This window comes from Mariprofundus erugo, from assembly GCF_005818865.1.
Classification (GTDB): Bacteria; Pseudomonadota; Zetaproteobacteria; order Mariprofundales; family Mariprofundaceae; genus Mariprofundus; species Mariprofundus erugo.
In genome coordinates this window covers 95,972-110,221 of the sequence record NZ_VBRY01000008.1, presented here as the reverse complement: position 1 = coordinate 110,221, position 14,250 = coordinate 95,972, and the positions used below count along the sequence as shown (strand labels likewise).

The window sequence follows — 14,250 nt, the reverse complement described above, 5'->3', positions numbered from 1 at the left end:
CCGCCAGAAAAACATACGTAATCGAATCTTTATTTATCTTCACAATCGGCCGGAGCTTTCTTCACATTTAGAGCAGTAATTTGACGCAATACTTTTGCAGGGTTTCCTCCAATCAAGCTACGCTCTGGAAACTCTCCTTTCACTACCGATCCAGCCGCAACTATGGAATGTCTACCTATGGTTGTGCCACCTAATATTACAGAACCTGCACAAACCCATGATTCATCTTCAATAATAATTGGTAGAGAATAACCATATCCCGCGACTCGACCGCATTCTTGATAATTGATTTCGTGCGACCCAGTAACCAGCATCACCTTGGGCGCGATGTCGCAGCTATGGCCAATTCGAACTAATGCATCTCCCCCCACAATAGAAACGTAATGGCCAATCCACGTATCATCGCCAACCTCAAGCGGGCCACTCAAGAAATAAGAAGCACTTGAAACAATCCGCACATTGTTACCGATGTTAGCACCGGCACATCTCAGCATCGTTCTTTTCAGCCCCCAGCAACGTGTTTCCGGCAAGAGGTTACACATCAGGTTGTACAGGTGTAATATAAAGGTGTTCAAAGCAACCTCAGCTACAATTAAATATTAAATGGAAAGGGCATGCCGATACACTTCTAACATCTTTTGAGAAAACACCTCAGAAGAAAATCGTTCATTAACCCAGTTAAAGGCAGCTTTTGCCTGCTTCTCTTGCTGAGTTACATCAGACTCCAACTGCAAAATTGCATCCCGAAGCGCCACAAAAACCTCCCAACTTTGCTCAAGACTAAAGCTTGTTGGCTCAGACCTTTCCACAAGCACCGAGTTGTCCACTGTTACCAAGGGATACTCTGCCTCAGATATCTCCCCATCCCCCAGCAAACCGACAACTGGCTTTCCACAAGCCATTGCCTCAGCAACTGACAGACCAAAGCCCTCATACCAAGACATGAACAAATAAAAATCAATTTTCGCATAAAATCCTGAAATATCTTCAACAGAACCTAGCCACCGAACCCTGTCACCAACCCCCAATTCAAAAGCCCGTAATCTCAAGGCTGTTCGAGCCGGGCCATCTCCAGCAATCGCCAATTCATATCTTTGAGGAAGCAACCCCAAAAGGTTTAACGCATCCTCGACCCCTTTATCTTCAACCACTCTCACAGCCATCCCCAACACACATTTATCGCTTGAAGCCATTGGGGGAGGCAGGCACAAATAATCGAAATTGACTGCATTGTGCACCACTTCCACCTTATCTGGTCGGACTTGGCACTTTTCAATCAACTGCTTAGCGGCACCATGTGAAATTGCTACAACCTTGTCGGCTGTACCACACAGAAGTCGAATACGTTTAAGTCGCTTATCTCCATCAACACCAATATTCGGTCGAAAATGTTGGTGCATAATTCTTTTTCGGGTAATTCCTATCCCCCCCAAAATCATCCAAGCGACATCATCTATATAGTGAATAATATCTGGATTTATTATTCTCACCAAACTTCTATATGCAAACCAAGCAGGAATATCTCTAGGGCCTGATGCATGCAGAAAATGGCAATTATTTCCCACGAGCCTTTGCAACCGCCCACCGCCGCCATACGCAACAGCCAAGTGTACATCAACACCAGATTTACGCATGGATCTGATCAAAACCTCAGCAACCCTAACACTACCGCCGGCTCTCTCATCATCTTTATATATGCAAATAAGCAGTTTCATTATTCCGTAATCAACACTCACCTAAGAGTATCAATTATACCTCTGCAATATCGTGCAAACCGCTCTTTTGTCTCTAGTGATAAAAGAGAGGCAACCACTCTATGGGCAATGGTTCCAGGGTGACCCTTCAACCCATAGTTTCGAGCAGAACTCAACCATTCTTTTCCCTCATCCAACATGCCTTTCCGGTAAAAGTACTTAGCATTGAAGTAACAGAATTCTGCCAATGCGGGAAAAATATCTTCAGTAGCTAGACCTTCACGCCGACACCATTCGACAACCTGTTCGACAACAAACCTCTGAGAGAGAGAAGCATTAGAATCCGAACTTTGCGAAACTCTCGAGGTATTAATTGGATGCTGCCAATAAACACCGCAACCTTCGTCACTAACTGCAACCGTTTCACCAGCCATGAGTGCACGCAGCATTATCTCACCATCTTGATTCCGCGACATTTGTTCATTCCATCCACCAATACTCCTAACTACTGATGTCCTCCAGAGCACTGAACAGGTCGGGACATATTGCCCCTTTAACCAAGAATCCATCCATTGCAAAGAGGAACGGTGTCTAGATGGCGCTACCACCCCCCCCTTAACGCCATCCACATCGCATATACACCATGGGCCAAATGCAATCGAATCACTACTATGATTTAGTGCCTGACACAACCCTCTCAGCAACGGACCTTCAATGGTATCATCAGCATCCAAAAACATTACATATTGATTTGACACATTTTCCAAGCCAACGTTTCTTGAGTATGGAGCCCCCATATTTCTAGCATTAGTTATAAGCTTCACTGAATCGTATTTTTCAAGAAATTCTCGTGTATTATCAAACACACCATCTTCGACAACTATGATTTCAGTATTTACTGATGGTTGCCCGATCACTGAAGATATCGTTCTCTCTATAGAATCACTTGCTTTATATGCTGGAATCACTACTGAAACAGTTTCCAATTTACTCCCCAGACCATTGGTACCCTCATTGGAACAACAAATAATATATTGAACGGCTTTCAACGGATGGCATTAGTAAATAAAAGCTAATCCGATCCATCTCAAAATCTTATCGACATATATCTATACGTCAGAGAAACTTATTTCTTTGGCGAAAATTAAATCATGAAGATTTAGAGTCAATAATGTGTACTGATAAATATTCCGACCAAGAAGGAATATTTACTATGTTGGAACTAAGATAATCAGTGTTCACATAATCTCCTTCAGAAACGACAGAATTTATCTTGAACTTCCGGTGCAGCGGAATTGGCCAGTTATAGTTTCCAACCTCAACCCCCTCTAATCTTAGACTATCCTTTATTTCACCACTCGCATCAATCATAACATAGCGATTCCAGAGCACCCCTTTAAAACTTAACGAAACTCCAAATTTTTTGCATAATCCAGCGTACACCATATCCATATTTGCCACATTTTTCGACAAATTATCAACACAATTCTTTTCTTGAAGACCTATAAGAGTAATTTTATTTTCCCTGATTCTTCTAATACTGATGTCAGACGACACATTCTTTCTAAATTTACCGTGAAAAGTCGACATCATAGATAAAAAAAACTTGGATTTTAGCAACAAACTAGGGACATGTAGCGAAAGGCAATTACGGATCATTGAAAAGTTATTGTAATAAGCCAGATAATTATTCTCGTCAGAAAATTGAAATAGAAACCTCAATAGCCTTAAGTCGAGATTGTTATCGCACATCTCTTCTAATGGAACATTAGAATATGCATCTAAAAAAGATTCTATTAAATTCCCATGTCTCGAATGGATTACTACTTCTCCTCCATCCATACATGTATATGGCTTATCAAATGCATATGAATATATACCAAAATCACCTTGAACATCTACTATACCCTTTGCGCAATGAGCCAAATCTTCGATCACCAACACGCCATGACATTTGCAAAATTCAATAATTTCTGAACGCTCTACATTTACTATTCCCTGATAGTGAGTAAGCAGTAGTATATCAAAAGATTCATGATTGTTGGCTATCCACTCAAACGAAATCGAAAAATCAGTCAGTTTAACATCACTCAAGACAACCTTGCAACAAGCCTGAAGAGCTGCATCCATTACTGATGTACAGTTAAACGATTGCATACAAACAGTTGGCCTACTTTTATCTCTTGATAAGAACTTCAGTAAAAATTTTAACGCAGCAGCCCCTCTATTAAAATAATATCCGGATACAGCAGAAGATCGGCCATCCACAGAGGAAAGCATATTTTCATCCAGGTATTTTGGAAATGCTCTTCTTATAGATAACATATCTTTCTTCCAAGTTCAATAACCACATAATGCACAGAATAAATCAATTTAGTTATTCAAGCCAAGTCGCCTTATAAAATTCGCCATATTCAAACCCCAACTTTCAGCAAAGAAATAGTCACTACCAACTCCGTTGTTAAACTCTGCATCAAAGTCAACCTGACTCGGGTGATCAACAAGCTTAACTATTCCAATTTTTACTAGGTCATTCATATGCTCTACCCCGGGCAAATTAACCAGGTAAGTCTTACACCCCATGGCGATACCTTGAAAAACTGCTGTGGAATATACACCCACCTGGAAAGCACATTCTGAAAACAATTCACTTAGTGAAACATCATCATTTTGAACTACATTTATATTAGCCTGCTCAAGATATGGATACCTATCTCGCCAAGTATCATATTCACAGGGGTGAAGTTTATAATACAAATTGTATTCCTTCCCAAGCCTTAAAGATAGCTCCATGGCAAAGAGCGAAAGCTTAGTCCCAACGCTCCACTGTGAAACAAACAGTATATTTTTTTTACCCTTTCTAACCCCATGCATTTCACTTGAAATATACGGAGCTCCAAGAGTGATGATATTCACATCATCGATAGGAAATCTAATAGATTTTTCCCAGTATTTTCCCATAGTTAAAAAGTAATCTGGAAACAATACTTTCTTTCCACCTTCAGGATAGCTATACCCCAAGTGGAAAGGACTAATCACCCCATGCTGAATTTCAATTACAGGGATAGATAACTGTCTACACGCATCAATTAAGTACTCTCGTCCATAACTGGAAATTAAAAAAACAGCTTTTGGGGATTTAATTAAGAGCAACTTTTTATAGAAAAAAAGATTCGTCAAATGGTATGAAATAGCGGATGAGACCATTGATGGAAAGTTCGCTCTAACACAAAACATTTTTTGAATTTCTGCATCAATACCATCCAGCAACTCCACTTCAAAATCTGAAAACTTAACCCTAAACAGACTGCACCCAAACCGTCTAATCACGCCATCCAGTAAGTTTGTATACATCACATTCTTTGTATGTGGATTGGAATCGGCAGTATCAAGGCTTTCGATAAGAAGGCATGACTCAGGCCCTATTGAGTCAATTAAATGATCAAAATAAATATCCCATGCTTTGTTATCACCTCCATTTCTTCTAAATGAAGATGCAGCACTAAAGAAATAGAAATCTTTCCTCCCTTGAAAAATAGGGCTTTTTAACAACCATTCAATTGGTCTTATTTTTTCTTTAGGGCTTTTGCCATGCTCGTGTTTAACAACTTTAACTGGTCGCGATTCAAAAACCCCCTTCTCTCGAATTATTTTTTCAAATACCTGGAAACGAACTAAATCCCAAACATTCACACCTTTAATTTTCAGGTTAAATAGCCCAAGATTGTCCTCTAGAGTCCTAAATTCATGAAAAATACAATTAAATCCCATTAAATACTTTCCTTTCTGAACCATTGAACACAGAAACAAGCCGGATCCAAATGCTAAAGTCGCAAAAGATTTTTACGCAAATGCTCTTAAAATAATATATTTCAAAAACAATTTTGAATCACCTCAAGCAGGTAACTTGCTAACAATTCATTTCCATATTTATTCAAGTGAATACCATCATCGCAAAGATCTGAATCATTAGAAATGATCTTGTTTACGTCCGCGAACTCAAATTGAAATTCTTTTGATGCATTGAATAATATTTTATTATATTCATTGACGTTATCATCAAATCCATAAGAACGATTAAGCACTGAAACCGGAGGCATAATGATCCCAAGAATGATCACTTTTGAGCCCGTTTGTTGAGCAGCACGACACACTCTCCAAACGTTACGGGCAAATTCATCTTTTTCCACATATACAATATTTCGATGTTTTGTAAAAAAACTTCGATTCTTCGAAAAAAAATGGATCACTCCATTTCTCATAAATGGCGGTACAATTGAAATGATGCGCCTCTCTATTGGTTTAAATAGCCTAGGTGCGCAGTCAACTATCCCTAAATGCATCACAAGCATATCAGGCTGAAGCCATAATATATCATCACAAATCTGTTGTTCAGAAGATTGCAGCCTTGTATCTCTGGCTCTAGAAAATCTAGATATAACATCACATCCAGAAACCTTTCTCGCAAGCAAATACGGATATGTATTCTCGTAAAAAACATTTTCACTCGGGCGTGGCATCCCAAGAGAATCACCCAATAAAACAATCTTATGCACAGTTTGCTATATACTATTTTAATTTAATAGGTAGTGAAACTTTCTGTTTAACACTGGAGTTCAATGCGACCAATTCAGGATTATCTCGACAGAGCTGGACTATTTCCTCAAGTGAAAATGTACTGTTACTATTATATAACTTTGCAAATATCTCAGATATCATATCGAAATCTTCTTGAGTATCTACAGTGAGCCTCAATTCAGGCCACTTCACATTACTATCGACAACCTCTAAGACCCCGCACTTAAACAGCCCTGTTTGGGTAAAATACCCCCCCCAAACCTCAGTATCGACCTCATCTTTGATCTCGCACGCCTTCTTAATTGCATCTCGTTTCAATGCATAAGAAAAAGTACCAAACGGCAGCCCCTCTATCCTTGAGAAATCAAAGTCTCCTGCCAAATGAAAATCAACCAGCTTGTCAATGTACACAGGATCAACAAATGGATTATCTGCCGTGCAACTTACAATCGTATCCACATCGAAAGCTTCTGCAGCAGACAGCATTCTAAACAGGACATCATCCGGGTCACCTCGAAAGCAGCGGATCCCCTCAGCCTGTGCAAACTCACATAGTCGATCATCCTGTCCTATTGTTGAGGTGCAGATAACTATTTCGCTTGGTCTTTGTGCCAAACGAAGGCGCTCTACCATGTAATGAAGCATCGGGCGGCCAAGAATCGGTTTCAACACCTTTTCCTTCAAACGGGTCGACTTCAACCTGGCCGTGATCAAGATTCCAATCTTCATACTAAATCCCCGCTCATGATCACGTTGCTAGCAGATATATCCTTTTCGACGGTTTTACCAACCGCAGACAATGCATCCAATTGACTCAAACCGCCGGATTGGCTGGTACGTCGAAAATCGAACAAATCGACCGTTAATTCTGTACCCTGCTTGATATCTTTAGTCGCCACAGCAGCCATCTTCATAGGGCCATACACCGAATAGTCTTGCTCACCCTTGTTCAACCCAATAGACCCATTACCGGCAAGCTGATTCAGCAGCTTCAACTTCTCAGAAAGTTGATTGAGCATCTCTATAGAAATAGCGGCTGAGTAGTCACACCGCTCTTTGCCATACACAGTCGTCACATGTTTCTCCACGTAACCCATACCATTCGCTGCAACCAATAGAGTTACCAGCTCATTGTTCTCATGGTTCCATGCAGTGTGATCAGCATATCCATATTCCAAGCGACTATAGAGGGATTGAAGCTTCCTGATTTTTGCCAAATTCACATCTTCATATTTGGTCGGATAGTTTTGAAAGCCAAACATCAGGATTGTTCTTCTGTCGGAAAAAGCCTCAACAGCAGCATCAATCTCCTGAATCGAGCTGCCTCCCACTCCGATGACTACAGGTACGTCAGGAGAGAGATACTGATTAACGGCTTTTTGCAAGCGCGGAACATTTAAACAAACCGAGTGCAATTCGACCAAGTCCGGAGTGAACTGCGCTGCAAATTTGATCGCAGTTGTGTCGTTTAGCAGCAGCATGAGCCCTTTGCCACTCGACTTGACGATATTAATCAATTCTTCCCACTGTAAAACGGATAGCATCCATGCTTTTAAAGTATCATATGCGGCGTGATCTCGACTCATATATTCATCTAAGTCGAGAGTGACATGCATTTTCACAATATCTGACCGTGACTCTGAACAAATACGGCTTACCAAGTCCTTCATGAACTCAAAATTACCTTCATGGTGCCAAGCTGTTTCAGCAATCAGCTTGATCATTCTGATGCCTCCTTATTTTGGTTAGCAAGCTTATAGTCTTCATGACTACCAACATCGCGCCACTCCTCCCGGAGTGGAAACACTGTCACTTTCTTTTTCTGTGCCTTCAATAAACTGAAGAGATCCGGCAAATCAAAAAATTGATCTTCAGGAATATTCTGTATTTGATCAGAATTAAATACATAAATTCCGGCGTTCACAAAATAGGAGTGTGCCGGCTTTTCGACCACATCGATAAAGCTCTCACCATCAATATTCACAACACCGTAGGGGACTCTAAAGCTGTAATCGCGTACAGCCATTGTAGCCACGCCACCGTTGGCTGTATGAAAATCGAGCAGTTGCCGGAAATTAAGGGTAGTCAGCAAATCACCATTCATAACAATAATTTGTTCCGACAGCCCTTCTTGCGGCAACAAACTCAATGCACCGCCAGTCCCCAGTGGTTTATCCTCTTCCAGATAGGATATTTCAACACCGAAGCGTTCGCCACTCCCGAAGTGCTCGACAATCATTTCGGCCTTGTAATTCACTGACAGCGAAAATCGTCTGAATCCCTGCTCGACAAAACGCTCAATTATGTGCTGAAGCATCGGCTTGCCGTTCACTTCCAGTAGCGGCTTGGGAATGCTCTCGGTCAATGGCCTGAGCCGCATACCCAAGCCTCCGGCCATCAGAACAACCAGCGTATCATTGATCCCCTGACGAAAAAGGCTTGTCTCGGTTTCAAGGCCTAAAACACATCCGTCATTATTAATTACCGGCACTGCATGAATCGATCGACCGCGCATCAAAACCAGTGCTTGATCCCTGCTGGCATTCTCGCTGAGGGTAAGCGGACTGCAATTCATGCAAACAGAAACTGGTGCCGAAAGATCAAGCCCACGAAGAATTCCTCGCCTGATATCACCATCGGTAACCGTTCCCAGCAGCCGTTGCTGCTGATCGATCACCAGCAAGATCTGCAATGCCTCGCGATCCAGAACCCTGATCGCCTCCAGCACTGGCAAGTCAGGACTCACCAGAATATTTTTCAGGTCTTTCATTTAACTATCCTTCGTGCGGGCACACCAACTACAGTCTGATCACTACCGACATCAGCAATAACAACTGCACCAGCTCCTACCACACTATAATCGCCAATCGAAATGCCCTGAATAACCGTACTGCCCGCACCAAGATGCACATGGCTGCCAATCGAAACATCTCCAGACAATGTAACACCGACAGAAACATGCGTGTTAGCACCAATAGTACAATCGTGGTCAACACCAGCCCTCGTGTTAATGAGAACATTTTCACCGCAGTAAACCCCGGTCTGCACAACCGATCCGGCCATAACCTGACATCCCTCTTCAAACTCAGCGTCTGCAGCAACAATCGCAGCAGGATGAATGAGCGTCGTAAATCGATAGCCGCGTTCCTTGAATCGGTTGTAAACCATGCTCCTGAGGTTTTGTGAACCAACGCTACCCAGGCCATTTGCCAGCTCCACGTCAGTACTGGAATATTTTCGGATGGAAGAATCATCACCAAGATACTCGACAGGCATTCGAGAAGCCTTCGTCGGCGCAAGATAGCCAATCACATTAGCTTGCATGGAACGTAGAGTATCCAGCACAACCCGTGCATGCCCGCCGCCGCCAATGATGATAACATCCAAGCTCACTCGGCAATCATCTCATCTGAAGCATAATCTCGTGAAGCCCGCTTTCCTAATAGCTGCCAATACCTAAACGGACTCATGCCATTGCCCGGTCGTTTAACTGTCATATTCTCCATACTGAACAACTCACCTTCCCGAATCAGTTCGGATGCGACCAGACTCTTTCTGGCAACAGCCCGATTTTTCAATTCAGAGGCAGCAGGCTTCTTTTCAGCAGTGCCAAGAGCCAGTTCAACTGTTCGAATAGCCGCAACCATGCTTGAAAGCTCTTCAGGCTCCAGAGATGCTTTATGGTCCGGTCCGTCCAAGGTCTTATCGAGAGTAAAATGCTTCTCAATCAGCGTGGCACCCAAAGCAGCCGCAGCCACGGACACGGCAATACCCTCGCTATGATCGGAATAGCCAACGCGCAACCCGAATGCCGAGCGCATCGTCTGCATTGCCCGCAAATTGATATCAGCCGGCGGCGCCGGGTATTCAGTGGTACAATGAAGCAGAGTAACTTTCTCCTTCAACAGACTCTTTCCACGCTCGCTTTCATAGGCAGCCCGAAACGCATTGATTGACGGATGTTCTTCAATTCCCAGCAATCCGAATGCGATCACGCCAAGTGCAGCTTCAATCTCCTCCAGTGTTGCCATGCCGGTAGAGACAATCAAATCACAGCCTGTTTGCGCATGTGCGAGCAAGAGGGGCCCATTGGTAATTTCTCCAGATGGAACCTTCAAAGTCCGCAAGCCGATTTCACGAACAAGAAAATTGAGACTCTCTTCATCAAATGCTGTTGAAAGAAAGCTGATCCCCATCTTGTTGCAATGGCTGAGCAACTCATGATGCACCTCACATGATAATTCAAGGCGTTTGAGCATAGCATGCTGTGACTCTTCCTTACCTGTGGCTTTCATTTGATATGCGGCTTTTTCAGCAGACCCGGTCACCAGCTTATCTGCCTTGAATGTCTGAAATTTCACAGCGTCAGCCCCGGCTTCAACAGCCGCATCAATCAACTGCCTGGCCATCTCCAGCGAACCATTATGATTTACCCCCGCCTCGGCGATGACAAAAACCCTGCCTTCAGTCACTCCTGCTCCCCCATAAAAAAATGCTTTTGAAGCAGTGCCGCCGGATCAGCAACATCACACAGTACTTTGACTATTCTTTCTGACGCATGCCCGTCGCCAAACGGGTTTCTTGTTGAACTGAAATCCTCGTCCAAAGCTCGGGTGATTGCTGTTTTAATTGCATCACGGTCCGCCTCACAATTAATAACAGAAGTTGCCTGAAGACGCCCCTTCTGGCGGTCACCGATATTCACTGATGCAATGCCAAAGGACGGTGCTTCATACAAGCCGCTTGATGAGTTGCCAACAACAGCGTCAACATGTTTCAATGCACAGAGATAATTTGACCCGAGCACATCGTACGCTTTCGCATGCGGATGAGACGCTACAAAACGATCCAGCATTGCATTGAGCGCCCTCCCTTCAGTATCCGCATTCGGTCGGGTAAATATTAATCCTGTATCTTCGCCCAACCCATCGAGAGCGGCCAGCAACTCTCCAAACTGCTCGCAAGAAGAGGATTGGCCAAGAGTAACGGGATGGAATGTCAGCAGCAGGTTTTTCGCATTTGGTTCAAACCCTATTGCATCAAAAAAATCATCTCTGCTCATTAACTCGGCTTTTTCAATGGCATCAAGGCCCGTTGACCCTACTACATACACATGCTCCGGATTCTCTCCCATCCGGGCTACCCGTGCAGCCGAACTTTCGTTGCTGACAAAGTGAATATGAGACATCTTGGTAATGCTGTGGCGAATCGATTCATCAAAAGCGCCTTCGGTTGTATCCCCCCCGAACAAATGGGCGACAGGTACTTTTGCAATAAGGGCAGCCTGCGCGGCAGCCAAAATCTCGTAGCGGTCACCCAGCAGCATCACCATATCAGGCCGGAGTTGATCAAACGCATCAGCAAAACCAATAACACCTAACCCGAGAGACTTGGTCACAGCAACCGGAGAATCAGATGAAAGCAACATCTCTACCCTCCCCGAAACCGGAAATCCATCGAGTTCAAAACGGTTAACGGTCATGCCGTATGCATCGGAAAGGTGCATGCCTGTCACAATCGTTTGAAGCTCTAGTCTATCGCACTCCTGTATTGCCCTCATAGGCCAGTACAGCAGCCCATAGTCCGCACGACCACTCGACACCACACAGATTTTCCTCTTCATTCGAGAAACTCCGGCAACACACTACTAGGGAGATTCACCACTCGTTCCTCCAGCCATTGGGAATTACTGATATTCCCTTTCCGGCAAGCAGCGTACATTGGCAGGCGAGTCATTAATGCCCAGATAGGACGTGTCATAACGCCCTGTTCGTTGGTCGCCGAAAGAAGTATATCGCGCTGCTTTTGATTTTCGCAAATCACTGCATTCAGCCAATAGTTGGAGCGACAGCCATCAGGTTCGGAAACAAACTGTAATTCTCCTCCCTTCAAATACTCAGCATAACGGTCAGCCAGTACTCGTTTGGCCTTAATAAATTCCTCAAGGCTTTCCAATTGTGCGCAACCGAGTGCTGCATTTAGATTCGGCATACGGTAATTAAAGCCCAGTTCGTCATGGACAAACTCATAGGGATGCGTTTTTTTTGCAGTCGTAGTCAGATGCTTGGCATGCGCCCCGAACTTTTCATCTGCAAGGATCATACCGCCGCCGCCGGTAGTCATAACCTTGTTACCATTGAAACTGAGCGTGCCCATTAGACCGAATGTGCCTGTGTGGCGGCCATGATAAAAACTGCCGAGCGATTCGGCAGCATCTTCAACCATGCTGATGTTCCACTCTGAGCAAACGGCAACCAACCCATCCAGATCGGCCGGGTGTCCAAACGTATGCATGGGTACACATGCCCGGATGATGATGCCATCAGACTTTGTCCGGCACAGTCCGTCATCCGAAATTTGGGCATGCTCCGACAACCACTCGCGCATCGCGATTGCAGACAACCCGAGCGTATTGCGATCGACATCGATAAACAGAGGCTGTGCACCGATATAGGCAATGGCATTACAGGTGGCCACGAAAGTCAGTGGTTGGGTAATCACCAGCTCACCCTGTTTGACACCCGCCAGCAACAACGCTGCATGCAGTGCAGCTGTGCCGTTAACCGTTGCCACGGCTCTGGGACTACCGGTATACGCCGCCATATCGCGCTCAAAACGATCAACATAGGCGCCAACACTGGAGACAAAAGTCGAATCGATCGTATCGTTAACATACTCTCGCTCTCGACCACAAAACACAGGGGCATGCAGGGGAATGAACCCCTCAGTACGGTACTGCTCCCGGACAAACCGGATCAGGGCATCAACCATCACATTTTCCCGTCAAGGTATTTCCCGGTTTCCTTATGCGCAAAACCGGGCAGCATTGTATGAAAAAGATCGACCAGCTGCTCTTTATGCCACAGGCCATCCAACTTCATCTGACTGACCGAATCAGCAAAATGGTTCAACAATGTATCATCAAATTCGGCTGCAGCCTTGATAACGCCGAGGTTTGTGAATCTCTCCATATCGAGGATCTCATCACCGGTATAAAATTCTTCGAAATCTTTTTCACCCGTGGTGTCGCTGGCTGTAAACAGGCATGGCCACTGTCCCTTCTCAGGAATCGTGTGCACCAGAGCCCGGGCTTCTTGTTCATCGGCACAGAGATAGGGCTCAAAACCACGCTGTCGCAGGTAATTCTCCGCAATTTCGGCAAAGGTAATCAAATGCAATTGCTCACTGAGCTTTGGAAAGAAGATATCCCTGTTTTCACCGAATATGCAGCTCATCAGACACAGCTCGCCGCTCTCCTGAGGAGTTACAAAATAGCGTTTGATATCATTCGGAGCGACGATCGGCTGGCGCTTTTCCAGTCGCCGGTTGAATCCGTGCAGCAATGAACCATCTGAAAATGCAACATTGGCAAATCGGGCAGTGGAAATACTGATATCCGAGGAGCGACGCATCAGAAACATTTCCATAATTCGTTTGCTGGCACCCATCATGTTCACCGGATTAGCAGCCTTGTCCGTCGAAACACAAAAGTATTTTTTAGCTCCGTTACGAACAGCCTGAAGCATGGTTTTTTCAGTATTGAAAATGTTTACATCAACCATCCGCATCAACGTAAACGGATCCTTTTCGCTCCTGACATGCTTCAACGCCGACAGATTCAGGATATAGTCGTATTCACCATCCGACCGAATAAACGCATCGTATTCCACGCTTCCGATATCCAGCGCAAATGTTTTGAAGTCACCGTCGATGTATCCAAATGAACTGCGAATATCGCGCACCAGTTCAACCAGGTTGTTTTCACTGATATCAACGACATGCAGTTTTTTCGGGTTGCGCTTGAAAATTTCTTTAGTCACTGCCTGACCAATTGAGCCTGCGCCACCTAGAACTATAAATGAAGAGCTACTGATAATTTCACCGAGTTTTTCGTTGCGTTCAAAAATATCCTGCACGAAAAGGGGGGCGTTTCTACCAATTAAATTTAGCATCCGTTTCACAAATGACCACCGGGCAC

Annotated in this window: 14 protein-coding genes; all 14 read right to left on the bottom strand. The window is 44.2% G+C overall.

Annotated features, from left to right (window positions below):
* Nucleotides 1-29: 29 nt before the first annotated feature.
* A complete protein-coding gene (locus FEF65_RS09500) occupies nt 30-575 on the bottom strand; it encodes an acyltransferase (protein ID WP_138239573.1) in 546 nt (181 codons plus the stop codon).
* 24 nt (nt 576-599) lie between these two features.
* Nucleotides 600-1,736, bottom strand: coding sequence for a glycosyltransferase family 4 protein (locus tag FEF65_RS09495; RefSeq protein ID WP_161595218.1), 1,137 nt, complete (start codon nt 1,734-1,736; stop codon nt 600-602).
* A complete protein-coding gene (locus FEF65_RS09490) occupies nt 1,733-2,743 on the bottom strand; it encodes a glycosyltransferase family 2 protein (protein ID WP_138239571.1) in 1,011 nt (336 codons plus the stop codon). Before FEF65_RS09490 ends, FEF65_RS09495 begins: the two co-directional genes overlap by 4 nt.
* A 100-nt stretch (nt 2,744-2,843) precedes the next feature.
* On the bottom strand, nt 2,844-4,019 hold the full coding sequence (locus FEF65_RS09485) for a DegT/DnrJ/EryC1/StrS family aminotransferase (protein WP_138239570.1): 1,176 nt from the start codon (nt 4,017-4,019) through the stop codon (nt 2,844-2,846).
* 48 nt (nt 4,020-4,067) lie between these two features.
* Nucleotides 4,068-5,465 (bottom strand): hypothetical protein, encoded by a 1,398-nt coding sequence (locus FEF65_RS09480; protein WP_138239569.1) that lies wholly within the window; start codon nt 5,463-5,465, stop codon nt 4,068-4,070.
* Nucleotides 5,466-5,566: 101 nt separating this feature from the next.
* Nucleotides 5,567-6,250: an SGNH/GDSL hydrolase family protein gene (locus tag FEF65_RS09475; protein WP_138239568.1), complete on the bottom strand. Its 684-nt coding sequence runs from the start codon at nt 6,248-6,250 to the stop codon at nt 5,567-5,569.
* A gap of 13 nt (nt 6,251-6,263) precedes the next feature.
* The gene (locus FEF65_RS09470; RefSeq protein ID WP_138239567.1) at nt 6,264-7,001 is read right to left on the bottom strand and encodes a cytidylyltransferase domain-containing protein; all 738 of its coding nucleotides are present in this window, start codon (nt 6,999-7,001) and stop codon (nt 6,264-6,266) included.
* Nucleotides 6,998-7,996: an N-acetylneuraminate synthase family protein gene (locus FEF65_RS09465; protein WP_138239566.1), complete on the bottom strand. Its 999-nt coding sequence runs from the start codon at nt 7,994-7,996 to the stop codon at nt 6,998-7,000. Before FEF65_RS09465 ends, FEF65_RS09470 begins: the two co-directional genes overlap by 4 nt.
* Nucleotides 7,993-9,042 (bottom strand): nucleotidyltransferase family protein, encoded by a 1,050-nt coding sequence (locus FEF65_RS09460; protein ID WP_138239565.1) that lies wholly within the window; start codon nt 9,040-9,042, stop codon nt 7,993-7,995. The genes FEF65_RS09465 and FEF65_RS09460 overlap by 4 nt, the downstream gene beginning before the upstream one ends.
* A complete protein-coding gene (locus FEF65_RS09455; RefSeq protein WP_138239564.1) occupies nt 9,039-9,665 on the bottom strand; it encodes an acetyltransferase in 627 nt (208 codons plus the stop codon). The genes FEF65_RS09460 and FEF65_RS09455 overlap by 4 nt, the downstream gene beginning before the upstream one ends.
* Nucleotides 9,662-10,744: an N-acetylneuraminate synthase gene (gene neuB / locus FEF65_RS09450; RefSeq protein WP_138239563.1), complete on the bottom strand. Its 1,083-nt coding sequence runs from the start codon at nt 10,742-10,744 to the stop codon at nt 9,662-9,664. The genes FEF65_RS09455 and neuB overlap by 4 nt, the downstream gene beginning before the upstream one ends.
* Nucleotides 10,741-11,895 (bottom strand): UDP-N-acetylglucosamine 2-epimerase, encoded by a 1,155-nt coding sequence (gene neuC / locus FEF65_RS09445; RefSeq protein ID WP_138239562.1) that lies wholly within the window; start codon nt 11,893-11,895, stop codon nt 10,741-10,743. The genes neuB and neuC overlap by 4 nt, the downstream gene beginning before the upstream one ends.
* On the bottom strand, nt 11,892-13,043 hold the full coding sequence (locus FEF65_RS09440) for a LegC family aminotransferase (protein WP_138239621.1): 1,152 nt from the start codon (nt 13,041-13,043) through the stop codon (nt 11,892-11,894). The genes neuC and FEF65_RS09440 overlap by 4 nt, the downstream gene beginning before the upstream one ends.
* Nucleotides 13,043-14,233, bottom strand: coding sequence for a UDP-N-acetylglucosamine 4,6-dehydratase (locus FEF65_RS09435; RefSeq protein ID WP_138239561.1), 1,191 nt, complete (start codon nt 14,231-14,233; stop codon nt 13,043-13,045). Before FEF65_RS09435 ends, FEF65_RS09440 begins: the two co-directional genes overlap by 1 nt.
* Nucleotides 14,234-14,250 lie beyond the last annotated feature (17 nt).

Coding starts and splice junctions, on each gene's coding strand:
- FEF65_RS09485 (WP_138239570.1), bottom strand. CDS start 4,019: ATGTTATCTATAAGAAGAGCATTTCCAAAATACCTGGATGAAAATATG.
- FEF65_RS09480 (WP_138239569.1), bottom strand. CDS start 5,465: ATGGGATTTAATTGTATTTTTCATGAATTTAGGACTCTAGAGGACAAT.
- FEF65_RS09470 (WP_138239567.1), bottom strand. CDS start 7,001: ATGAAGATTGGAATCTTGATCACGGCCAGGTTGAAGTCGACCCGTTTG.
- FEF65_RS09465 (WP_138239566.1), bottom strand. CDS start 7,996: ATGATCAAGCTGATTGCTGAAACAGCTTGGCACCATGAAGGTAATTTT.
- FEF65_RS09460 (WP_138239565.1), bottom strand. CDS start 9,042: ATGAAAGACCTGAAAAATATTCTGGTGAGTCCTGACTTGCCAGTGCTG.
- neuC (WP_138239562.1), bottom strand. CDS start 11,895: ATGAAGAGGAAAATCTGTGTGGTGTCGAGTGGTCGTGCGGACTATGGG.
- FEF65_RS09440 (WP_138239621.1), bottom strand. CDS start 13,043: ATGGTTGATGCCCTGATCCGGTTTGTCCGGGAGCAGTACCGTACTGAG.